This window comes from Bacillus sp. FSL E2-0195, assembly GCF_038003645.1.
Taxonomy (GTDB): domain Bacteria; phylum Bacillota; class Bacilli; order Bacillales; family Bacillaceae_G; genus Bacillus_A; species Bacillus_A mycoides.
On record NZ_JBBOPN010000001.1, the window covers coordinates 4,433,158 to 4,457,232 of the forward strand.

At 37.0% G+C, this 24,075-nt stretch carries 22 protein-coding genes; 2 read left to right on the top strand and 20 right to left on the bottom strand.

Annotation, left to right across the window (positions count from 1 at the left end; genetic code table 11):
• Nucleotides 1–48: 48 nt before the first annotated feature.
• The 8 genes from MHH59_RS22835 to MHH59_RS22870 all read right to left on the bottom strand — a co-directional run bounded on the left by MHH59_RS22835 (nucleotide 49) and on the right by MHH59_RS22870 (nucleotide 9,185).
• On the bottom strand, nucleotides 49–1,077 hold the full coding sequence (locus tag MHH59_RS22835; RefSeq protein WP_002129350.1) for a glyceraldehyde-3-phosphate dehydrogenase: 1,029 nt from the start codon (nucleotides 1,075–1,077) through the stop codon (nucleotides 49–51).
• A 109-nt stretch (nucleotides 1,078–1,186) separates the two neighbouring features.
• Complete coding sequence (gene coaE, locus MHH59_RS22840; protein WP_340852404.1) at nucleotides 1,187–1,789, bottom strand: dephospho-CoA kinase; 603 nt, start codon at nucleotides 1,787–1,789, stop codon at nucleotides 1,187–1,189.
• Nucleotides 1,790–1,842: 53 nt separating this feature from the next.
• On the bottom strand, nucleotides 1,843–2,475 hold the full coding sequence (gene ytaF, locus MHH59_RS22845) for a sporulation membrane protein YtaF (RefSeq protein WP_002129352.1): 633 nt from the start codon (nucleotides 2,473–2,475) through the stop codon (nucleotides 1,843–1,845).
• A gap of 72 nt (nucleotides 2,476–2,547) precedes the next feature.
• Entirely contained in the window at nucleotides 2,548–3,378 is an 831-nt protein-coding gene (gene mutM, locus MHH59_RS22850) for a DNA-formamidopyrimidine glycosylase (protein WP_002015480.1), read from the bottom strand.
• 12 nt (nucleotides 3,379–3,390) lie between these two features.
• Nucleotides 3,391–6,024, bottom strand: a complete 2,634-nt coding sequence (gene polA, locus MHH59_RS22855) for a DNA polymerase I (RefSeq protein ID WP_002164995.1) — start codon at nucleotides 6,022–6,024, stop codon at nucleotides 3,391–3,393.
• A gap of 284 nt (nucleotides 6,025–6,308) precedes the next feature.
• Nucleotides 6,309–8,072 carry a sensory box histidine kinase PhoR gene (phoR, locus tag MHH59_RS22860; protein ID WP_002167588.1) on the bottom strand — a complete coding sequence of 588 codons (1,764 nt, stop codon included), beginning with the start codon at nucleotides 8,070–8,072 and terminating at the stop codon, nucleotides 6,309–6,311.
• The gene (gene phoP / locus MHH59_RS22865; protein ID WP_002129355.1) at nucleotides 8,065–8,784 is read right to left on the bottom strand and encodes a two-component system response regulator PhoP; all 720 of its coding nucleotides are present in this window, start codon (nucleotides 8,782–8,784) and stop codon (nucleotides 8,065–8,067) included. The genes phoR and phoP overlap by 8 nt, the downstream gene beginning before the upstream one ends.
• A 164-nt stretch (nucleotides 8,785–8,948) precedes the next feature.
• A complete protein-coding gene (locus tag MHH59_RS22870) occupies nucleotides 8,949–9,185 on the bottom strand; it encodes a hypothetical protein (RefSeq protein WP_002129357.1) in 237 nt (78 codons plus the stop codon).
• A 91-nt stretch (nucleotides 9,186–9,276) separates the two neighbouring features.
• Between MHH59_RS22870 and MHH59_RS22875 the strand changes: the two genes are divergently transcribed.
• Complete coding sequence (locus MHH59_RS22875) at nucleotides 9,277–9,408, top strand: hypothetical protein (protein WP_002015487.1); 132 nt, start codon at nucleotides 9,277–9,279, stop codon at nucleotides 9,406–9,408.
• A 54-nt stretch (nucleotides 9,409–9,462) separates the two neighbouring features.
• Here the strand turns inward: MHH59_RS22875 and MHH59_RS22880 are convergent, their stop codons facing one another.
• The 5 genes from MHH59_RS22880 to MHH59_RS22900 all read right to left on the bottom strand — a co-directional run bounded on the left by MHH59_RS22880 (nucleotide 9,463) and on the right by MHH59_RS22900 (nucleotide 14,560).
• Nucleotides 9,463–9,936 (bottom strand): MaoC/PaaZ C-terminal domain-containing protein, encoded by a 474-nt coding sequence (locus MHH59_RS22880; protein ID WP_002015489.1) that lies wholly within the window; start codon nucleotides 9,934–9,936, stop codon nucleotides 9,463–9,465.
• 216 nt (nucleotides 9,937–10,152) lie between these two features.
• Nucleotides 10,153–11,091 carry a malate dehydrogenase gene (mdh, locus tag MHH59_RS22885; protein WP_002131240.1) on the bottom strand — a complete coding sequence of 313 codons (939 nt, stop codon included), beginning with the start codon at nucleotides 11,089–11,091 and terminating at the stop codon, nucleotides 10,153–10,155.
• Nucleotides 11,092–11,110: 19 nt separating this feature from the next.
• Complete coding sequence (icd, locus tag MHH59_RS22890) at nucleotides 11,111–12,403, bottom strand: NADP-dependent isocitrate dehydrogenase (RefSeq protein ID WP_340852409.1); 1,293 nt, start codon at nucleotides 12,401–12,403, stop codon at nucleotides 11,111–11,113.
• Between the two features lie 160 nt (nucleotides 12,404–12,563).
• Nucleotides 12,564–13,679, bottom strand: a complete 1,116-nt coding sequence (gene citZ, locus MHH59_RS22895; RefSeq protein WP_012261808.1) for a citrate synthase — start codon at nucleotides 13,677–13,679, stop codon at nucleotides 12,564–12,566.
• Between the two features lie 419 nt (nucleotides 13,680–14,098).
• Nucleotides 14,099–14,560: a DUF441 domain-containing protein gene (locus MHH59_RS22900; RefSeq protein ID WP_000625507.1), complete on the bottom strand. Its 462-nt coding sequence runs from the start codon at nucleotides 14,558–14,560 to the stop codon at nucleotides 14,099–14,101.
• A 431-nt stretch (nucleotides 14,561–14,991) separates the two neighbouring features.
• Between MHH59_RS22900 and ytvI the strand changes: the two genes are divergently transcribed.
• Nucleotides 14,992–16,110: a sporulation integral membrane protein YtvI gene (ytvI, locus tag MHH59_RS22905; protein WP_002129361.1), complete on the top strand. Its 1,119-nt coding sequence runs from the start codon at nucleotides 14,992–14,994 to the stop codon at nucleotides 16,108–16,110.
• A 474-nt stretch (nucleotides 16,111–16,584) separates the two neighbouring features.
• Here the strand turns inward: ytvI and MHH59_RS22910 are convergent, their stop codons facing one another.
• The 7 genes from MHH59_RS22910 to MHH59_RS22940 form a co-directional block, all read right to left on the bottom strand.
• Nucleotides 16,585–16,974: an FxsA family protein gene (locus tag MHH59_RS22910; protein ID WP_002129362.1), complete on the bottom strand. Its 390-nt coding sequence runs from the start codon at nucleotides 16,972–16,974 to the stop codon at nucleotides 16,585–16,587.
• A gap of 231 nt (nucleotides 16,975–17,205) precedes the next feature.
• Nucleotides 17,206–18,963, bottom strand: coding sequence for a pyruvate kinase (pyk, locus tag MHH59_RS22915; RefSeq protein ID WP_002015497.1), 1,758 nt, complete (start codon nucleotides 18,961–18,963; stop codon nucleotides 17,206–17,208).
• A gap of 53 nt (nucleotides 18,964–19,016) precedes the next feature.
• Nucleotides 19,017–19,976: a 6-phosphofructokinase gene (gene pfkA / locus MHH59_RS22920; protein WP_002015498.1), complete on the bottom strand. Its 960-nt coding sequence runs from the start codon at nucleotides 19,974–19,976 to the stop codon at nucleotides 19,017–19,019.
• Nucleotides 19,977–20,104: 128 nt separating this feature from the next.
• Nucleotides 20,105–21,079 carry an acetyl-CoA carboxylase carboxyl transferase subunit alpha gene (accA, locus tag MHH59_RS22925; protein WP_000818787.1) on the bottom strand — a complete coding sequence of 325 codons (975 nt, stop codon included), beginning with the start codon at nucleotides 21,077–21,079 and terminating at the stop codon, nucleotides 20,105–20,107.
• Nucleotides 21,067–21,936, bottom strand: coding sequence for an acetyl-CoA carboxylase, carboxyltransferase subunit beta (accD, locus tag MHH59_RS22930; RefSeq protein ID WP_002015500.1), 870 nt, complete (start codon nucleotides 21,934–21,936; stop codon nucleotides 21,067–21,069). The genes accA and accD overlap by 13 nt, the downstream gene beginning before the upstream one ends.
• A gap of 185 nt (nucleotides 21,937–22,121) precedes the next feature.
• Complete coding sequence (locus tag MHH59_RS22935) at nucleotides 22,122–22,766, bottom strand: FadR/GntR family transcriptional regulator (RefSeq protein WP_002129364.1); 645 nt, start codon at nucleotides 22,764–22,766, stop codon at nucleotides 22,122–22,124.
• A gap of 14 nt (nucleotides 22,767–22,780) precedes the next feature.
• A complete protein-coding gene (locus MHH59_RS22940) occupies nucleotides 22,781–23,989 on the bottom strand; it encodes an NAD(P)-dependent malic enzyme (protein WP_161793975.1) in 1,209 nt (402 codons plus the stop codon).
• Nucleotides 23,990–24,075 lie beyond the last annotated feature (86 nt).

Consider the following 24,075-nt stretch of genomic DNA (forward strand, 5'->3'; position numbering starts at 1 on the left):
AAAAAAATAAAAAAGAGGGCAAAGTTTCACTTGCCCTCTCTCGTTCACTTAAATATGTTGCACATTTTTTTGTTTCGCTAATTCATCAACAACTAACGTTACAAGATCTACAACACGACGAGAGTAGCCCCACTCGTTATCATACCAAGCAAGTACTTTCACTTTACGATCACCCATTACCATTGTAGACAAACCATCAATAATAGCTGAGTGTGTATTTGTATTAAAATCGATAGACACTAAAGGCTCTTCGCTGAATTCTACAATTCCTTTTAATGCACCGTTTGCAACAGTTTTGAATGCCTCATTAATATCTTCAACTGTTACATCACGTTTTACGTCTACTACTAAATCAACAAGAGACACGTTTGGTGTTGGTACACGAAGTGCCATACCATGAAGTTTTCCGTTTAAGTGTGGAAGAACTTTTGCTAGCGCTTTTGCAGCACCCGTCGTTGTTGGAATGATGGACTGTCCGCAAGCACGCGCTCTTCTTAAATCTTTATGTGGGTTATCAATATTTTTTTGGTCATTTGTATAAGCGTGAACAGTTGTCATTAAACCGTTTTCAATTCCGAACTGCTCATCTAACACCTTTACAACAGGCGCTAAACAGTTTGTTGTACAAGATGCATTTGAAATAACAGTATGCTTTGTGATATCTAATTGGTCTTCGTTCACACCAACTACGATTGTTACATCTTCATTTTTACCAGGTGCTGTTAAAATAACTTTTTTCGCTCCAGCTTCAACATGAAGAATTGCTTTTTCTTTAGAGTTAAATTTACCAGTTGCTTCAATTACAACTTCAACACCTAGATCTTTCCAAGGCAACTCCTTTGGATCGCGGTTGTTTAAAAGGCGAATCATTTTCCCATCAACTAGTAAGTGATCTTCAAATGCTTCCACTGTTCCGTCAAACTTTCCATGAACTGTATCATATTTAATTAAATGCGCTAACGTTTCTGATGGATAGCTTGCATTTATTGCTACAATTTTGAATGCGCTTTCTTTTATTGCTTGACGAAATACCATTCTCCCGATACGTCCAAATCCATTAATTGCCACACGAGTCATAATATGTTATCCCCCTTGAATGCGTTATACTATTTATCTCCAATCCCAATAATAGTATAACACAAAAAGGAGATATGTCACTAAGCATTTTCATTAATTTCACAATTTTTTAATCAATAATGTTCCATTCTTTCAAAATAGAAGCTAATTGTGTTTTCGTTCCAGTAATTGTGCCATCATTATAAATTACCTCATCTGCCTTCTTTACTTTTTCTTCTAATGGCATTTGAGATTGAATACGAGCCGTTGCTTCTTCTTCTGAAAAGTTATTTCGTTTCATTAAACGTTCCAATTGCGTATTCGGTGTGACTGCTACAACTAAAACACGATCAACGAGATTTGTTAATTTACTTTCAAACAAAAGAGGGATATCTAACACAACCGCTTGCATACTTTCTTTTATGCACATCTCCTTTTGTGCATTCATTTCTTCACGCACCGCAGGATGAACAATTTCGTTTAACTGCAATCGTTTTTCTTCATTATAAAAAACGACACTCCCAAGCTTTGGTCGATCAAGCTCTCCATCTTTTTGTAACACTTCCGTTCCGAACACCTCTACAATTTTGTTATATGCCGGTTTTCCTCGTTCTACAACTTCTCGCGCAATAATATCTGCATCAATAACCGGTATACTCATTTCACGAAACATTTCTGATACCGTACTTTTTCCGCTTGCAATGCCTCCTGTTAATCCAATTACTACTGTCATAATAATCCTCCTCACAATATTAAAGGCGCGAAACTAATGTTCCACGCCCATACTTACATTTTCCAAATTCCAATAATAATGAGTAATACCCCAGGCAGGAATGTAAATTTTTGTAACCATTTCATATTTGATAAAATCGTACCGAGCTTCATTCCAATAAATAAAAATAAAGAACTCATAACCGCAACTAATACCGCCATCATCGCGGGTGCATAACCTAATAAAGATGCACCAATTCCAGCACCAAACGAATCTATAGAAAGAGCGATACCGAGAAGTAGCGCTTCTCCTGCAGAGATAGTTCCTGATTTATCAAAATCTGCAACAGTCGGCTTCCGCAAAATTTGAATCACTAACCCTAGCGAAGCAATTTCTAGTTTCCAAACCTTTTCCTCTTGCTTCGGTTCTTCTTTTTTATCACTTCGAAAAAATTGATATAATACCCAAATACCTATTCCAATAAGAACAAATCCGCCGATACGCGTTGCGATAACAGGTGAAAATATTTTCGCGATCATATGTCCAATTCCCATGGAAACGAGCATTACAGCTGCTGAACAGATCCCGATAATTATAATTGATCTTAGTGGAATTCTTACGCTCCTTAACCCGTATGTTAGCCCTACACTACAGCTATCTAAGCTTAATGTAAAAGCTAATAAAATAAGAGATAAATAAAGGTACATCGGTAAGCTCCTCCCTTATACATAGCTCTGCTCTATGTATATGACAAATGCCTATCCGATGTTATCCCTTTTCTATATTCTAGGTTGGCAAATTGGGCAGTAATGTGTTCCCCTTCCGCCAACAACTGTTTTTTCTAATAGCGTACCGCAAGTCACACACGGTTCTCCTTTTTTCCCATATACATTTAGAAGTTCCTGGAACGAACCAATTTGTCCTTGTGAATTAATATACGTTCTAATTGTACTTCCGCCTCGCTTAACAGCTTCGCCCAGCGTTGTAACAATCGCCTCGTAAATTCTTTCTATTTCTTCTTCTGTTAAAGATGCAGCTTCTCGTTCTGGGTGAATTTGAGAACGGAATAACACTTCATCTACATATATATTTCCAAGCCCTACTAAAAGACGCTGATCTAATAATACGACTTTTATTTTACGATTTGTTTTTTGCAATCTTTCTTGTAAATACTGCGGTGTCAATTCAGCATCAAATGGCTCCGGGCCTAAGTCAGCAAGAGGCATTTGATTCAACTCTTCACCTTTCTTAAAGAGATGCATCGTACCAAACTTTCTCACATCTTTATAATGTAATTCAGTTCCATCTGTAAATAAGAAACGGACGTGCGTATGTTTATCAATCGGCTCATCCTCTTGATGAAGTAAAAACTTACCTTCCATGCGCAAATGTGAAACAATTACATAGTTCGTTACATACAAAAGCAAAAACTTACCTCTTCGCTTTATATTTTCAATTGTCTCGCCTCTTAGCATTTCTTTAAAAATTTCTGCATCATCCGGTCGTTTTACTATTTTGGGATAAGTAATAACGACATCTTCAATCGTTTTTCCTGTTACAAGATTTTCAAGCGTCCGTCTAACGTTTTCAACCTCTGGTAATTCCGGCATTTCATCACGTCCTTATTTTGCATCGTACCAAGTTGGACCGTAAGAATAATCAACTTTCAATGGAACGGCTAGTTCAATTGCATGCTCCATTACTTCAGGTACAAGCTTCTCTAATTTTTCAATTTCTTCTTTTGGTGCTTCAAATATCAATTCATCGTGTACTTGCAGAAGAAGACGCGCTTGTAATCCTTCTTCTTCTAGACGATCTGCCATAATAATCATCGCTTTTTTAATAATATCAGCCGCACTACCTTGAATTGGTGTATTCATAGCTGTACGCTCAGCAAAGCTACGTAAATTGAAATTACGACTCGTAATTTCCGGAATATAACGGCGACGATTTAATAATGTAACCACATATCCTTTTTGTTTCGCATCTTTTACGATTTCATCCATGTATTCTTGTACACCAGGGAAACTTTCTAAATACTTTTCAATAAATTCCGCTGCTGCTTTTCTTGTAATTCCTAAGTTTTGCGAAAGACCATAATCACTAATACCATACACAATTCCGAAGTTAACAGCTTTTGCTTGTCGTCTCATGTTAGATGTTACTTCGTCTTTCCCAACACCAAATACATCCATAGCTGTTTTCGTATGAATATCCATGTCATGTTGGAACGCTTCAACTAACCCTGGATCATTTGCAATGTGAGCAAGCACACGAAGTTCGATTTGTGAATAATCAGCCGCGTACATGATCCATCCTTCTTCTGATGGAACGAATGCCTGACGAATCTTTCTTCCTTCTTCTAAGCGAATCGGGATATTTTGTAAGTTCGGATCTGTTGAACTTAATCGACCTGTTTGCGTTAACACTTGATTAAAACGAGTATGGATTTTAGATGAATCTTCATGTACGACTTTCAATAAACCTTCAATGTAAGTTGAATTTAGCTTTCCTAATTGACGGTAATGTAAAATATTTGGAATAATTTCATGACGATCCATAAGTTTATCTAATACATCCGCCGACGTAGAATAACCTGTTTTCGTCTTTTTAATAACTGGTAAGTTTAAATTCTCAAACAGAATAACCCCAAGTTGCTTCGGTGAATTAATATTAAATTCTGTTCCCGCAAGCTTATAAATTTCCTGTTCCATTTCCTTTAATCTACCTGCAAGTTCTTCTCCCATATTACGAAGACGCTCCGTATCAACTTTTACACCTTTCACTTCCATATCAGCTAATACACGTGCAAGTGGTAATTCTAATTCCGTAAATAATTCATATTGCTCGTTCTTTTTTAATTCTTCTAAGAACGTTTGCTTTACATCATATAATACATGCACTTTACGAGCTACATGCTCCGCTACTACCTCTAGCTCCGGAACAGCACGCTTCGCACCTTTCCCGTAAACTTCTTCGTCAGATTTTACGGCATGCGTTTCTTTCATTTTCGCTACAGTACGGAAATCTTTATCTGTATCGGCTGGATCAAGTAAATAAGCGGCAATTAATAAATCAAAGTCAATCCCTTGAATATCTACACCTTTCCACTTGAGAGCAACGATAGCACGCTTCGCATCAAATGTATGTTTTCTCATTTCTCCATTTGCAAGCCACTCTTTAAAAGCATCCGATTTAAGAGCAACATCGGCTGGAATGAAGTAACAACCATTTTCATTTTGAATACCAAAACCTTGAATATCGGCTTTATGATAATTATCTTCTTGCACTTCAACAATAAGCGCACTATCTTGCTGAAGCATTTCTTCTGTAACTTCTTCTACAATATCAAATGTAATATCATCTAATTCGGCTGGAGCCGTTTCCTCCGGCGTAACACCTAACTTATTTAAAAGGGATGTAAATCCTAAATTCTCGAACATTGGAATCAAATCGCTTGGTTCATACCCTTTATATTCCATATCATCTACATGCACAGTAATCGGTGCGTCTGTAATAATAGTCGCAAGTTCTTTACTCATAAGAGCTTGTTCTTTATTCGCTTCTAACTTTTCTTTTAATTTCTTTCCACTCACTTGATCTAAGTTTTCATATACTGCTTCTACTGTTTCAAATTGCGTTAATAATTTAATGGCTGTCTTCTCACCAACACCTGGTACACCTGGAATGTTATCCGATTGGTCTCCCATTAAACCTTTCATATCGATAATTTGCTTTGGTGATAAGCTATATTTCTCAAATAAAGCTTCTTTCGTATATTCATCTACTTCCGTAATCCCTTTGCGAGGAATACATACGAGTGTATTATCTGAAACAAGTTGCAGTAAATCTTTATCTCCTGAAATAACTTTAACATGAAACCCTTGCTCACTCGCTTCTTTCGCTAACGTTCCCATAATGTCATCCGCTTCATAATTTTCCAGCTCATAACGCGGTACATTGAATGCATCAAGCACCTCACGAATAAACGGGAATTGCTCTGATAACTCAGGTGGAGTCTTTTGACGCCCTCCCTTGTAATCACTATACGTTTTATGACGGAATGTTGTTTTCCCCGCATCAAACGCCACAAGCATATGCGTCGGTTTTTCTTCCTCTAGTATCCTCATTAACATCATTGTAAAACCATAAATTGCGTTCGTATGTATACCTTTGTCGTTATTTAAAAGCGGTAGTGCAAAGAAAGCACGATACGCGATATTATTACCATCTACTAATACGACTTTTTTTTCCAAACTACAAACCTCCCCATACATATTTGAAACGATTTTTCCCACAGAAAAAAACCGTTCCTGTCCTCTCTCTATATTAACATGACTAATAGAGAGAAGAAAAATAACGGTTTTTTTCTATCATATATAAACAGACTTACATTGGCATAAAGGGAAGTGACGAGAATAGCATAACTACTCTCGTCCAAAATTACTCCTTGGATGAAGGGGTTTTCATATATTATATTAACAGAGCTTTATTAATATTTAATTAAGCCATTGTTAATATATTGTAAATATCCTTCATCCTATTTTTCAGTAGCTGATTTTGGTAAAACAACTGTAAATGTTGTTCCTTCCCCAACCTCACTATCCACTGTAATCGTACCTTGATGCGCTTCAACTAAATGTTTTACAATTGATAAACCAAGACCCGTTCCACCCGTATTTCTACTTCTTGCTTTATCCACTCGGTAAAAGCGTTCAAAAATACGTGGGATTTCCTCTTTACTAATACCAATTCCAGTATCAGATACTTTTATATAAGCATTATATTTATCTTCTGCCAATTCAACAGAAACAACGCCTCCAGCCGGTGTGTATACAATCGCGTTATTAATTAAATTAATAAAGATTTGTTTCAAGCGACCTGGATCCCCAATGACAGAGACACGTTTTAATGCATTCACTTGTAAAGAGATTTCTTTTTCTCCCGCTTTATTATCAAGCACCATATGAATATCTTCAAGAAGTTCCTTCATATCAACGGTCCCCATATTTAGTTTAAACCCTTGTTGCTCGATCTTTGACAAGTCTAATAAATCTTCAATTAATCCTTGCATGCGTTCACTTTCTTTTAAAATAATATGTAAGAAATGTTCGCAGAATTTTTTATTATCCATAGCCCCATCCAAGAGCGTTTCTGAAAAACCTTTAATAGAAGTAATTGGCGTCTTTAGTTCATGAGAAACATTCGCTAAAAAGTCTTTTCTCATTTGTTCTAATTTCTTTAACTCTGTTATGTCATGGAACACAAGAACAATACCTTTCCATTCATGGTTCGTCCCAATAATTGGCGCTCCATATACTTCGAAATGCTTTCGCTCAATTCCAAGCGGCAATAACATTTGTTTACGCACTTTCACTTCTGTCATAAAGATTTCTTCCACAAGCTCAATAATTTCTGTATGATGAAACGATTCATAATATAAGCGATCTAAATATTCTTCATCTGTTACGTGGAAAGTTTCCTTATAAGAACGGTTTACAAGGTTTATATAACCGCGGCTATCAATTAAAATCATTCCACTTCCCATATTTTCAATTAACGTATGCAGACGATCCTGTTGCATTTCCTGCTCAAGAGTCATCTCTTGTAAATTACGAGCTAAAATATTAATCGCTTTACTCAGCATCCCTGTTTCATCCGAATGACTTTCATAAGCGCGTGCTTTATAATTTCCCTTCGCTAATTCAATGGCAACTTTCGTAACCGATTCAATCGGCCTAATATATTGCCCCGTAATTTTCATACCTAAAAATACGACTACGAGACAAGCGATAACAAATCCTATAATTAATAATCCCCACGTTTTTTGATGTACGTCTTTCAATGGCTCAATTGTACTTTTCACCAAAATATATCCTTGTTTTCCTGCTAGATCTTGAACGAACACCGCATGATAAAATTCATTCTTTTGATCTGTTTCTTGCGTAATCACTTTACTTCGTTGTTTTGCTGCTTCAGAAGAAAGTTCTTTAATCATCTCTTGATTAAATGCAGATGGTTGCCCTCCGCTATATTGAACTTTCTTTTTTTCATCAACAAATATAATAGAAGCTGGTATTTTTTCTTCTAACTTTTCAAATACATAAGGCTTTTTTAAAACAGCATCAAACCCTTGCTCTTCTGCTAATACCGCAACATACTGTGTCTCTTTTATCATTCTCTCTTTAGCATGATCTATATAGTAGTTTTCAAATACAGTTTCTAATAATACACCTAGTCCAACTAAAATAAAAACGATAAGAGAAACAAATGTAAAAAGAAGCCTGGAACGAAACTTATTCATCCACTTTTGGCTCCTCTAATTTATAACCTAAACCACGTATCGTTTTAATGTACGTCGGTTTTTTCGTATTTTGTTCAATTTTATCGCGCAAATGGCTAATATGGACATCAACAATTCTTGTATCACCGGCAAAATCATAATTCCATACAGCACTTAATAATTGGTCACGAGTTAATACACGACTTTTATTTTTCGCAAGATAAACAAGTAACTCAAATTCTTTCGGTGTTAATTCCAGTTTCCTTCCTTGGAAGTACGCTTCATAAAACTCCGGTAAAATTTTAAGCTCTCCAATTTTGATGCTCTCTTCATCTGGCGATTCTGAAACTTGTTCTTCCTGCTGTAATTTCGTACGGCGCAAAATCGCCTTCACACGAGCAACAACTTCCCTTGGACTAAATGGCTTCGTCATATAATCATCAGCCCCAAGCTCAAGACCTAGCACCTTATCAAATTCATCATCTTTTGCTGTTAACATTAAAATCGGCGTCATAATACGCTGCAATCGTAATTCTTTACAAACTTCCATACCATCCATTTTTGGAAGCATTAAATCTAATATAATTAAATCTGGGCGTTCTGTAGTCGCTTTTTGAAGCGCCATTTCTCCATCCATTGCTGTAATAACTTCAAACCCAGCTTGTTGTAAATTAAATTCAATTAAAGTTAAGATAAATTCCTCATCATCAACTACTAAAATACGATTGTTCATTCTTTTCCTCCAAGTTATAGACTTGAAACCTTCTTCATCCTAGTATTTTCCCCGTTATTCTCATCATACTAGAAAACAAGGTCTCCCTCAATATAATTGTCTATTCATGGAGCTCGTTTGTACTAGAGTTTCGGAAAATAAAAGCAATCGTAACTTCATTCCCTCTATCCGGTCGCTATCCAAACTTTATAGATGAATCTATCTTTTTTAAACTCTTCTTCCGTATGAACTATAAACTCTCGATTTTGCGCTAGGAAAAACGAAAGAGCATACGCTATTTTATAATCTGGTGTTTCATATCCATCAAATACTTTCCCGTACATTTCATTTGCGATTGAATCGGCCCATACTTCAGCTTCTCTTATCGTTTCAAAGATAACGTCTTCTCTTTTCCACTTCATCTAAAAAAACCTCCCCCTTAATTGACTTCAATTACCAATAACCATATTATTAATTCAAATATATAAATAAACTCGATAAAAGGGGGCTATTATGCGAATATTACTACCTATTTTAACTTTAGTAGTAACATGTTTCCTTACTTTTAACGTACCTAGCTGGGATACGATTAAAACAGGTTGTTCAGAATTTGCTGAAGGGTTCAAAGAAGGATTTTTCAACTAAAATAGCGCTAGCCCCTTATAAAAGGTATGCTAGCGCTATTCATATTTTCATATTTTAAAAATTATCTAATGCTTTTTCCATAATGGAAACAGATTTAAAAGGTGGTGTTACTGTTAATGAACCTTTTACAACAGTTTCTCCTTTTTCATCATGAGCAAATACAAGCATATCAATTGTATGTTCCTCCTCTGAAACAGCCACAACTTCAAAGTGGATTTGTAACGTTTCATAATGGTGAACATGTTTCACGAACGTAAGGTCCTTCCTAGTAATATGACTACCTGGACCTGGTAAATATTTCGTAACCGCCGTTGTAATCAGTCCCGTTAGCATAATGCTTGGGACAATCGGCTTTTCATACGGAGTTTGGGATGCGTAATCATGCTGAATATATAATGGATTGGCATCATTCGTTAACCCTAAGTACAATAACAAATCTTTATCCTCAATTTTTTCAGTGATAGATAATTTCTCTCCTACTGTAATTTCATCCATTCTACGACCAATTTGAACTTTTTTCTTTAACATGTTACAACCCCCTCCGATTTTTTCACCTTATTATCCTACTAAAAGCGATACCTTATCCGAAATTTACTGTGATGAGGGCAATGTATAGTATAAGTCTATAGTTTCATTATAGGATACACCAAATGATAGCGTTTTCATATTATTTCAAAAAAACATTTCAATATATAGTAGAAAAAGATTCGGGGCCCCGAATCTTTTTCCACTTATATTTAATTATTAAACAAGAACTTTCATAACGTTACGTACAGATTCTACAGAGCGATCTAACGCTTCTTTCTCATCTGCAAGAAGTTCTAATTCAATAATTTTTTCAATTCCGTTACCACCTAGAATTACTGGTACCCCTAAGTAAAGGTCACTATAACCATATTCACCTTCAAGGTACGCAATAGCTGGTAATACACGGCGTTGATCTTTCAAGATCGCTTCTGTCATTTCAACTAAAGAAGCTGCTGGTGCGTAATATGCACTACCGTTTCCTAATAAGCCTACAATCTCACCGCCACCTTTACGTGTACGTTCTACGATTGCTTCTAAACGCTCTTTTGGAATTAATGTTTCTAACGGAATGCCACCTGCATAGGAATAGCGTACAAGAGGTACCATATCGTCACCATGTCCACCAAGAACAAATCCTGTAATGTCTTTCACAGAAAGGTTTAACTCTTGTGAAATAAATGTACGGAAACGAGCTGTATCTAATACACCCGATTGACCGATAACACGCTCTTTCGGGAATCCCGCTTCTTTAAATACAGAATATGTCATTGCATCAACTGGATTTGTTAATACAAGAATAATCGCATTTGGTGAATGTTTCGCAATGTCGCGCGTAATACTTTTCATAATTTTAGAGTTTGTTGCTACTAAGTCATCACGGCTCATACCAGGCTTACGCGCAATACCTGCTGTAATAACGACAACGTCAGAATCAGCAGTATCTGCGTAATCAGATGTACCAATAATGTTAGCATCAAAACCTTGTACTGGGCTCGCTTCTAACATATCTAACGCTTTCCCTTTTGTTGGATTTTCCAGCTGTGGAATGTCCACTAATACAACATCTGCAAGTTCTTTTTGTCCTAATAAGAATGCTGTTGTTGCTCCTGTAAATCCTGCACCGATGACTGAAACTTTCTTGCGTTTGATTGTCATAATTTACCCCCCGCTTTAATTATGCGTTTTTGATTATCGCTACATCCATGTTTTTAATAAGTTCATTAGCGAACTCAGAACATTTCACTTCTGTTGCACCTTCCATTAAGCGTGCGAAATCATAAGTTACTACTTTTGATTCAATTGTTTTCTCAACTGAATCAGTTATTAAATTCGCAGCTTCGTTCCATCCTAAGTGCTCTAATAATAATACACCAGAAAGAAGAACTGAAGATGGGTTTACTTTATCTAAACCTGCATATTTTGGAGCTGTACCATGTGTAGCTTCAAAGATAGCATGTCCAGTCACATAGTTAATGTTTGCACCAGGTGCAATACCAATTCCACCTACTTGTGCAGCAAGTGCATCAGAGATGTAGTCTCCGTTTAAGTTCATTGTTGCAACAACATCAAACTCACGTGGACGAGTTAAAATTTGTTGTAAGAAGATGTCTGCAATAGAATCTTTTACGATGATTTTCCCAGCCACTTCTGCGTCTGCCATCGCTTTATTCGCTGCATCTTTTCCATCTTTTTCAACAATGCGATCATATTCAGCCCAAGTAAATACTTTGTCGCCGAATTCTTGTTCAGCTACTTCGTAACCCCAGTTTTTGAAAGCACCTTCTGTAAATTTCATAATGTTTCCTTTATGAACTAATGTAACAGAAGAGCGTTTTTCGTTAATTGCATATTGAATTGCAGCGCGAACAAGACGCTTTGTCCCTTCCTCTGAAATTGGTTTAATACCAATCCCTGATGTTTCTGGGAAGCGGATTTTATTAACACCCATTGCTTCTTTTAAGAAAGCAAGAACTTTTTCTGCTTCTGGAGAACCTTGTGCATATTCAATTCCAGCGTAAATGTCTTCTGTATTTTCACGGAAAATAACCATATCAGTATCTTCCGGACGTTTTACAGGTGAAGGAACACCTTCAAAGTAACGAACTGGACGTAGACATACATATAAATCTAATTCTTGACGAAGCGCAACGTTTAGAGAACGAATACCACCACCAACTGGAGTTGTAAGTGGACCTTTAATTGCGATTAAATATTCACGAATTAAATTTAAAGTCTCTTCTGGTAACCACTCGCCTGTTTGGTTGAATGCTTTTTCCCCTGCAAGCACTTCTTTCCAAACGATTTTCTTCTCACCATCATAAGCTTTTTCAACTGCTGCTTCTATTACGCGAGATGCTGCAGCCCAAATATCAGGACCAATTCCATCTCCTTCGATAAATGGAATAATCGGATTGTTTGGTACATTCATAACACCATTAGTTACAGTAATTTTTTCACCTGTCGTCAATGTGATAACCCCCATGTTTGAAATTTCATATGTATGAAACTGAGGGAATAACCCCTCAGTTCAAACCGTTAGTCAAATTTAAATATTCTAATCATTACATCTTCCCAAAAAAATCAGACTTTTGAAAGCGTATTTTCACTATCAAAATAGTGTTTTTCGCTTATCGTTGCGCTAGCGGAACGTACACTTGATGTGTCGGTCCATCATAATCAGCACGCGGACGGATTAAACGGTTGTTTTCATATTGTTCTAGAATATGAGCTAACCAGCCTGACATACGGCTAATTGCAAAGATAGGTGTAAATAAGTCATGGTCAATTCCTAAACAATGGTATACAGAAGCTGAATAGAAATCAACATTTGGTGGAAGACCTTTTTCTTTTGTTACAATGTCTTCAATTTTGATAGACATATTATACCATTTGTCTTCTCCTAAAAGCACGCATAATCTCTTAGACATTTCGCGTAAGTGTTTCGCGCGTGGATCACCATGCTCATATACGCGATGACCAAATCCCATAATTTTCACTTTATTTTGAAGAGCATTATGAATATATGATTCTACATTTTCTTCTTCGCCAATTTCAGTTAACATCTTCATTACATTTTCATTTGCCCCGCCGTGAAGAGGACCTTTTAATGCACCGATTGCTGCTGTAATACCAGAATACACATCTGAAAGTGTAGCTACGCAAACACGTGCAGTAAATGTAGAAGCGTTTAACTCATGATCGGCATGAAGTACAAGTGCCTTATCAAAAGCCTCAATTTCAACTTCATTTGGCTCACGATCATTTAACATGTACAAGAAGTTTGCAGCTAATGATAGATCTTTTCTTGGCTCAACAACATCTAAACCTTTGCGAATTCTTGCATAAGCCGCAATTAAAGTTCCGACTTGAGCCTGTAATTTAACCGCTTTCAAATAATTAGACTTTCCATCCATTATTTCAGCGCTCTCATCATATAATGATAGCATGGAAATCGCAGTTCGTAAAACCGACATCGGGTGCGCGATTTTTAAATCTACTTGTTTCAAATATGTTAAAACCTCACCTGGTACCTTATAGTATTCAGATACTGTTCCACTAAATTCCGCTAGTTCTTTTTCGTTAGGAAGCTTGCGGTGCCATAATAAGTACACTACTTCTTCGAACGTAGCATTCTCAGCTAAATCATCAATATTATACCCAACATAAGTTAATGTATCATCAATAATAGAGCTCACAGATGATGTTGTTGCTACTACCCCTTCTAAACCTCGAATAACAGTCATGACATTCTCTCCTTTTCCTGAAAATTCTCCCAACCTTGCTCCTTATATCTATTTGCTCCCCTTATAAATTATGAACGCTCGTTCACTCTTTAGGCAAGCAAAATGCACGTTCATGCAAATTTATTGCGATGTTCCCCTCTTTTTGTCCATTGCTTACATGGAAAGCATGAGCGTGAATGTCTCCCCGAATCCTCACGCTCAGAACAACAAGTTAGTGAGGAAAATGAATTCCGAAGAGTTTATGATAAAAACAACATAAAACAATATCATTATAAAATTGTTTTATGTTGTTTTTATTTTATCTGGTGTAAAGTCTCTGCTGTTATGTAACTTTTCAAAGTTTCTAATCCTATTATAAACAATTATCTGACTTTTGTGAACAGAAAGAATTCAAAAATTTTATATTACTATAAAATTCCTTATTTAAACATCTGTATAATACTCATAACTGCATAGGCAATTCCAGCCCCAATTAATGGACCTACAGCGACTCCATTAAATAAAGCTACAGCTATAATTGTCCCAAAAACAAGTGCGGTTGTAATATGTGGGTCCGTCGTCAATAATTGTACGCCGCCTTTCGCTAACAAAGCGACCGCCACACCTGAGGCTAAAGCAATCCATGCATAATACGATTTCGCTGCTTCTCCGAGTTGTTTAAAGCCTATTTCCCCTGTCGCAATCGGTACGAGCACTGCTATTGTAATGACTGTTACACCAAGGTTAATCCCTTTCGTTTGTAGATAAGGAAAGACTTTATCTCCTAAAAACGTAAATTTCAATAAGAATAACACTCCAATAGCTACAGTAAGCGATTGGTTTTTAGCAATAAGTCCTATAATAAGTAGTATGAATAAAAATAACGTTGACTGACTAATCATGTTTGCACTTCCTTTCTGAAAATAATGAACTCGCTTCCAAACAAAAATACCTTTAAACCTATCGTTATACATGCTATATCGATGCGTATTTATCAATTATAATAAAGAAACAAATTGATTTTCATGCGCATTTCAAAATTACAAACAAGACTTTAACCAGAAAAAAATAAAGCATGCATATACATTTAAAAGCGGATGTCTCTCCTTTCTTTTATAATAAGAAACAGGTAAAATAAAAAGGAGAGAAAATGAAGTTTTTACCATATAGTAGAAGCATCACCAACAAGCTTCTGTAGTCATTAATCCGCTGCAGAAGCAGGCTAAATCCATCATTCCACTATAACATAAAGTGAAACTTTGATCAGTGAATCTCACTAGTTATAAGTTGAACGAATTAGGATAATCCAAATTGGAATGGGAGGTATACATCTTTGAACCGAAACTTACTATATATGATATTACGACTCATATTTGTCATTGTAGCAACGGTAGTTGGGTTCTATGCATTGCTGTACATGTCAGGTCTTATCTACCCTTTTATTATCGCTTTTGCATTCGCTTATTTGATTAATCCTGTCGTCAATTTCCTTAATCAAAAACTACAATTCCCTCGCGCATTAGCGGTACTCGTTAGCTTAATTCTCGTATTCGGAGCTATCGTTGGACTTGTTACATACCTTGTAACTGAAGCTATATCTGCCACAACGTACTTACTACAAATTGTTACAGTTAAGTTTCCAGATATCGTTGCATTCGCCCAACAATTTGCACTTAATCATATTATGCCTCTCTATGATGATTTAATCTCTAAATTTAATCATCTCGGAGAACCACAGCGATACACTATTACACAAAACATTCAAAACTTAGGCACCGAAGCAACGACACAAATGAAAGAACTTTTAACCGCCATTATAAGTGGGTTAACAAATTTCATTAGTGCATTACCAACAACTTTAACTGTCCTTGTCTTCGTCTTATTAGCCACCTTCTTCATTAGTTACGATTGGCACCGTCTTGCTCATAAAGTAAGAAAACTTCTACCTAATCGTTTGCATGGATACGGAAAAACTATTTTTGTCGATTTAAGAAAAGCTTTGTTTGGTTTTGTTAAAGCGCAACTTACACTCGTATCTATGACAACTATCATTGTACTAATCGGCCTTTTAATATTACGCGTGCCATACGCAATTACTATCGCGATTATTACAGGGGTTGTAGATTTACTCCCGTATTTAGGAACTGGAGCCGTATTCGTTCCTTGGGTTATATACGTATTTTTCACAGGCGATACTGCATTCGCCATCGGTCTTCTCATCCTATACATCGTCGTGATTGTCCAAAGACAAATCATGGAGCCAAAAGTACTTTCATCTAATATTGGACTAGATCCATTAGCGACACTCATCGCTCTATTTGTCGGCTTTAAGCTCTTTGGTTTTTTAGGATTAATCATCGGTCCAGTCATATTAGTACTACTTAATACATTACACAAAGCTCATGTATTCCACGACTTATGGAAATTCATTAAGGGTTCACCATCAAAATAATATTTCCTAATTCATACACAATAAAAAATCAACTGTAATCAGTGGGAAATTCCCACTGATTACTCACTGTACTTTTTTGTACTACCTACATCTATAAGAGAATTTCCTAAAAAAGGATAATCCTCTTATTTTTTTGCATAAAAACGCATATTTTAGGACGAAAATACATTTTTATTCTATATATTTTATAATTATTACTTACATTTATTACTTTTTATGTAAACGAATAAATATACAAAACGAGGCAGATGAACCCTTTAATCAGTAATTTTTCTTCTCCTGTCTAACTTCTGCTCACTAGTCGAATCTTACTACAAGCAAAAAACAGCATCCTAATGTAACACTTTTCATTCACAAGAACCCTCTGCATCCTATCGTTTAATAACTAACAAAAATCCAACCCGAGCAGGAAGCTAACGATTGACTATAAATAGCAAATAAAAAAATAACGCGTAGATCGCTATAATCTACGCGTTATTTCTGAACAATAATAGTAGTTCTCTTTCTAAATTTCCAATCAATCCACTTCATAACAGCCGGCTTCAATAAAGCCCTCGTTATAGGAACAACAAAGATAAAACCTATTATATCCGTCACATATCCAGGCAGTACTAAAAGAATACCTCCTACGAATATAAAAATACCATTTAGAACCGCATCACCCGGCATTTCTCCTCTATTTAGCCTAAATTGAATCTCTCTAAGTACTTTAAACCCTTGTCGTTTCGCCAAATATACACCCACAATACCCGTAAATACAATCATAGCGAACGTAGACCATAAACCTATTACATGACTCGATCCTATTAACACCGTAATCTCAATCGCCGGCACTAAAATAAGTAAGAACAGTAACCACTTCATAGCTCGCACTCCTTCATATTTCATTTAAAAGGTTTGAAAGTATCACCCTTGCAAAACCCCTTATAAGCCCCTTAAAACGCTCATACAAGCTTCATAAAGGACAAATAACCCTCTTCCACTAAACATTATAATAAACGTTTTTCAAAGCGATTTCAGGTATTTAAAGCTATCTCTATCCTTTTTTGTGTAAAAAAAAGAGAAGGACTCCGATCCTTCTCTCCGTATTACTTCTTATAGCACTTCCGCATGTCCATTATAAACAATTCCGCGTGCTGCATCAACTGTTACTTCTTGGCCATTTTTTAAAGTTGTTGTTACGCCGTTTACACCAACGATAACAGGAATACCGATTGATACACCTACAACAGCTGCATGGCTTGTTAGACCGCCTTCTTCTACAACTAGAGCAGCAGCTTTTTCAATTGCAGGAATCATATCTTTATCTGTGCTTGTTGTAACAAGGATATCACCTTTGTTTACGTTCGCTACAGCTTCAGCAGCTGTTTTCGCTACAACTACTTTACCTTTTGCAGATTTACGACCGATTCCTTGCCCTTTAGCAACTTTTTCACCAACAACGTGGATTTTCATTAAGTTTGTTGTACCAGTTTCAGCAACTGGAACACCAGCAGTGATTACTACAGTATCTCCAAGTCCGATTAGACCCGCATCCATACCTGTTTGAATTGCTGTATCTAACATTTCGTCAGTAGAAGCTGCACGTTTCTCAGACATAAATGCTTGAACACCCCAAACAAGTGCAAGACGACGTCCTACTTGCTCGTCAGATGTTACAGCTACGATTGGAGATTTCGGACGGTATTTAGAGATCATTTTCGCAGTATGTCCACTTTCTGTTGGAGCTACGATTGCAGCTACATCAAGAGCAAGTGCTGTGTGCGCAACAGATTGGCTAATTGCATCTGTAATTGTTGGTGTGAACTCTTTAATACGTTTTTTAAACATATCTTCATATTGTAATGATTTTTCAACACGTACCGCAATGTTAGCCATCATTGTTACAGCTTCTACAGGGTATTGACCCGCAGCAGTTTCACCTGAAAGCATGATCGCATCTGTTCCATCGAAGATTGCGTTTGCTACGTCACTTGCTTCCGCACGAGTTGGACGTGGGTTACGTTGCATAGAATCTAACATTTGTGTTGCAGTAATAACTGGTTTGCCTAATACGTTACATTTTTTGATTAGACGTTTTTGTACTAATGGTACTTCTTCTGGTGGAATTTCTACACCCATATCACCACGAGCAACCATTAGACCGTCAGAAACTTCTAAGATTGAATCGATGTTGTCGATACCTTCTTGATTTTCGATTTTTGGTACGATTTGGATGTATTGAGCGTTATGCCCTTCTAATAATTCACGAATTTCTAATACATCAGATGCTTTACGTACGAAAGATGCTGCGATGAAATCAACTTTTTGCTCGATACCGAAAACGATATCTTGCACGTCTTTTTCAGTGATACCAGGAAGCTTAATGCTTACGTTTGGTACGTTAACACCTTTTTTATTTTTTACAGTTCCGCTGTTTAATACTTTTGTACGGATGTTTCCGTCAGCTTTCTCGATTACTTCTAGTTCGATAAGACCGTCATCGATTAGAATACGAGAACCTGGATCAACATCATCATAAAGACCAGCATAAGATACAGAGAACTTCTCTGCAGTTCCTAATACTTGTTCAGTAGAAAGAATTACTTCTGCACCTGTTACAAGCTCAGCTTGTCCGTCTACGAAGTCATGTGTACGGATTTCTGGACCTTTTGTATCAAGTAAGATACCAACTGTTTTACCAGTTTTCTTTGAAGCTTCACGAATATTTTTAATACGAGCTCCATGCTCTTCATGGCTACCATGAGAGAAGTTTAAACGAGCAACGTTCATACCCGCTTCCATTAATTGCTCTAATTTCTCAATACTTTCACTAGCAGGACCTATAGTACATACAATTTTAGTTTTACGCATATTGCACCTCCGAAAATTATGAAACCGTTCCCAAATACAAGGCATTAAGCCGATTAGATAGATAATTCTTTAGATAATTGATACATATCTTTATCGATTGTATGCTTTTGAGCTAACGCTTCGATAATGTCATGATCAACAAGTTTATTATTTTGAATACCAACACAACGTCCGCCATTACCAGCAATTAATAATTCAACTGCTCTTGCGCCAAGACGACTAGCTAATACACGGTCTTGTGCACTTGGTGATCCACCACGTTGTACGTGACCTAATACAGTTACACGAGTATCAAAGCTTGTTGCTTCTTCAATGTGCTTACCGATGTCAATTGCACTTCCAACACCTTCAGCTACAACGATAATACTGTGCTTTTTACCACGTTCACTACCGCGTTTCAGACGAGAGATAACATCTTCCATGTCATACTTTTCTTCTGGAATTAAGATAGTTTCTGCACCATCAGCTAAACCAGCCCATAATGCGATATCTCCAGCGTGACGTCCCATTACTTCAATAACATATGTACGTTCATGAGATGTAGCTGTATCACGGATTTTATCAATTGCATCAATAACAGTATTTAAAGCTGTATCAAAACCAATTGTGAAGTCTGTTCCAGGGATATCATTGTCGATTGTACCTGGTACACCTACACATGGGAATCCTTGCTCAGTTAATTTTTTTGCGCCTTGGTACGAACCATCTCCACCAATAACGACAAGTCCTTCAATACCATGTTTCTTTAATTGCTCGATTCCTTTTAGTCGTACTTCTGGGTCTTTAAACTCAGGACATCTTGCTGTATATAATTTTGTACCACCACGGTGGATAATATCGCCAACAGAACCAAGTTCTAATTTTTCAATATGACCAGAAATTAAACCAGCGTATCCATGGTAAATACCATATACTTCAATATCATGGAAAATCGCTTTACGAACAACTGCACGAATGGCAGCATTCATACCAGGTGAATCTCCACCACTTGTTAATACACCAATACGTTTCATTTGTACTCACCTCATAAAGATTATTTGCCTTATAATAAAATAACACGAAAAAATACAAAAACACAATGGAGAAGATGTGTCTTTTCATAATAAAAACGTGCATTCGCGAAGAGGAACGCACGCTTTTCTTATTTTATCCCAATGGAAGCGTTTGAAAACGAAACTTGCCCAATTTTCATATATTTTTCATAACGTTTTTCGATTAATTCATCTTTCGAAATTCCGCTTAATTGTTCAAAAGTTTTCTTAAGCATTAAATCTATATTTTCTGATTGTTTCAAAACATTACGATGTGCTCCGCCTTTTGCCTCTGGAATAATTTCGTCAATTACACCTAATTCTTTCAAATCTAACGCTGTAATTTTCATCGCTTCTGCAGCTTCTTTTGCTTTACCAGCATCTTTCCAAAGAATCGCCGCCGCACCCTCTGGTGTAATAACAGAATAAGTGGAATTTTCCAGCATATGAATGTAATCTCCTACTCCAAGACCTAACGCACCACCGCTACCACCTTCACCGATAACGATACAAATAACAGGTACAGTTAAACCCGCCATTTCAAATAAATTACGGGCAATTGCCTCACTTTGTCCACGTTCTTCAGCTGCTTTACCAGGATAAGCTCCCTTCGTATCGATGAAACAAATAATGGGACGATTAAACTTTTCCGCTTGTTTCATTAGACGCAGTGCTTTTCGATATCCTTCTGGATGAGGCATCCCAAAATTACGACGAATATTTTCTTTCGTATCTTTTCCGCGTTGGTGCCCAATTACAGTTACGGGCATCCCCTTATATTTCGCAATGCCGCCGACAATCGCTGCATCGTCGCCAAATAGGCGATCTCCATGACATTCAAAAAAATTAGTAAATAAGTGCTCAATATAATCGAGCGTTGTCGGTCGTTCTGCATGACGAGCAATTTGAACACGGTCCCATACTTTCATATTGCCGTATATATCTTCCTCTAGTTTTTCTAGCTTGTCTTCCAAAATACGAATCTCCTCACTGAAGTCCATCTGGCTGTTTTTCGTATAGTCTTTCAGTTCACGAATCTTATTTCTTAGCTCAACAACTGGTTTCTCAAATTCTAGCTCTGCCATACAGCCATTTCCCCTCCTTGATGAACTTCTAAAATCTTACGGAGTGATTCTCTCATATCATCACGATGCACCACCGCATCTAATTGACCGTGCTCTAGTAAAAATTCTGCCGTTTGGAAATCTTCCGGCAGTTTCTCACGCACTGTTTGTTCAATTACGCGTCTACCAGCAAATCCGATAAGTGCACCTGGCTCTGCAAGATTGTAATCACCAAGTGAAGCGAAACTCGCTGAAACCCCGCCCGTCGTTGGGTGAGTCATAACAGAAATAAATAACCCTCCTGCATTACTATGCTTTTTCAAAGCTACGCTTGTTTTTGCCATTTGCATTAAACTTAATATCCCTTCTTGCATACGAGCACCACCCGACGCAGTAAAGATAATAAATGGAACTTGTAAGTCGTATGCCTTTTCAACCGCACGGGCAATTTTCTCTCCTACAACAGAGCCCATGCTGCCCATTCGAAAACGAGAATCCATTACTGCAACAACAACAAGCATGTCATCAATTGTTCCTTCACCAGTTACAACCGCTTCATTCAATTTAGTCTTCTTACGATCGTTTTCTAGTTTCTCTTCATATCCCGGAAACTCAAGTGGATTTAGTGAAACCATCTCTTTGTCATACTCACGAAATGAACCTTCGTCCAATATACTATCAAGGCGTTCCCATGCATTCATCGGATGATGATATCCACAATTCACGCATACTTTTAAATTTTTAAGAAGCTCTTTCGTATACATGATTTTTTTACATTTCGGACATTTTGTCATAACGCCATCTGGTACATCTTTTCGTACTTGTTCTGAAGGTATTGCAGCGTACTTTTTCTTTTTCACGAATAAATCTCTTAGCACAATTTGACCCCCTTCATTGAGAGCTAAGGTTAGCGTAAGAAGAAAATGGGGCTAACACCAATGTTTGATGTTAGCCTTATCTTCTCAATCTGTCTAATAACCTCTCTCTTTACGTTTAACTTTAACCGCTATGCGGTAGAATGTTTGTCATAACGTGTCATGGTCATTTCGACAAATTTTATACATTACGAGTGAAACTGTATATTCTCTACTAATTCATCGTAAATTTTTAACGCATCATTTTCTTGTTTCACTTCCAAAGTAGCATAAAGCTTTCTATACATTTCGATAGAATCTCCTGAAACTTCACAAGAAAGAGTTGCAACGTAATCATTTACGATCATCCAAATGCGATAGAGTAAATAATTATTGAATTGTTCAATAAGTGTTTTAAAGAACGTTTGATGAAGCACCGGAATTGAGCTTTCATTTTCTTCAAGCACTTGGTGTAATTTACTTAGTACTTCAGAAAACGTTTCTTTCGGTAAATTACATACAAGTCGAATCATATCTTTCTCAAGCAATCGTTTTGTTTGTAATAAATCACGAATTGTTTTCTCATCTTGCAGCAAGAACGGAGCAATTAATTGTACAAGACCGTTATCGTAAAAGTTTCGAATAAACGTTCCCTCACCACGTCTCGTTTCAATTAATCCTACCAGTTCTAACGCACGTAATGCTTCTCTTACAGAGGAACGTCCAACATTTAAGCGTGAACTTAACTCACGCTCAGATGGCAAACGATCCCCTGCTACTAAACAATCCTCTTCCATAATGGAACGGATTTTTTTTACAATTTCGAGATATACTTTTGTATTTGATGATGTCAATGGAAATTCCTCGCTTATTCTTTACCAATCAGCGCTAATTGTTTTGTTTTCTCAGCGACTTCATTTGGATCTACTTGACGGCGAGCTACTCCTGTCTCCATTGCTGCTTTCGCAACGTAAGCCGCTACTTGAGGCGCTACACGCGCGTCAAATGGTGCTGGAATGATATGATCTGCATTCAACTCATCCTCTGATACAAGCTCTGCAATGGCCTGTACAGCTGCCATCTTCATTTCTTCATTAATTTGTGTCGCATGTACATCAAGTGCACCGCGGAAAATACCTGGGAACGCTAGTACATTATTTACTTGGTTCGGGAAGTCAGAACGACCTGTTCCAACAACAGCTGCGCCCGCTGCTTTTGCCAATTCTGGCATAATTTCTGGAACCGGATTCGCCATTGCAAAAATAATTGCATCGTCATTCATTGTACGAACCATCTCTTCAGTTAATGCACCTGCTGCAGATACACCAATGAATACGTCCGCACCTTGTAAAACATCAGCTAAAGAACCTTCTATACGACTCTTATTTGTATATTTTGCAACTTCATCTTTCACCGGATTCATACCGACAGGACGACCTTCATAGATTGCACCTTTACGGTCACACATAATAACGTCACGTACACCATAGCGATATAAAAGTTTAATGATTGCAATACCTGCTGCACCTGCACCATTTGCGACAACTTTAATGTCAGACATTTTCTTTCCAACTAACTTCAGCGCGTTCACAAGGCCTGCTACTGTTACGATAGCTGTTCCGTGTTGATCATCATGGAATATTGGAATGTTTGTCTCTTTTTTCAAACGTTCTTCAATAACGAAGCAGTTTGGCGCTGCGATATCTTCTAAGTTTACACCGCCAAAAGTTGGCTCCATTAATTTTACAGTTTCAACAATTTTATCTACATCGTTTGTATTTAAGGCAATCGGGAATGCATCTACACCAGCAAAGCTCTTGAATAATACAGCTTTACCTTCCATTACTGGAAGAGATGCTTCAGGTCCAATGTTACCAAGACCAAGTACAGCCGTTCCATCTGTCACAACTGCTACCATATTTCCCTTCATTGTATATTCATATACCTTACTTTTATCGTCATAAATTTCTTTACAAGGCTCTGCAACCCCTGGAGAATATGCAAGACTTAAATCTTTTGCATTTTCTACTTTTACTTTTGATACAGTTTCTAATTTTCCTTGATGCACTTTATGCATGTGAAGTGCTTCTTCACGAAGTGTTGACAAACTATCCACTCTCCTCAAATTATGCTTGCTGATATCAATTTCTCCAAGTGGTCTGA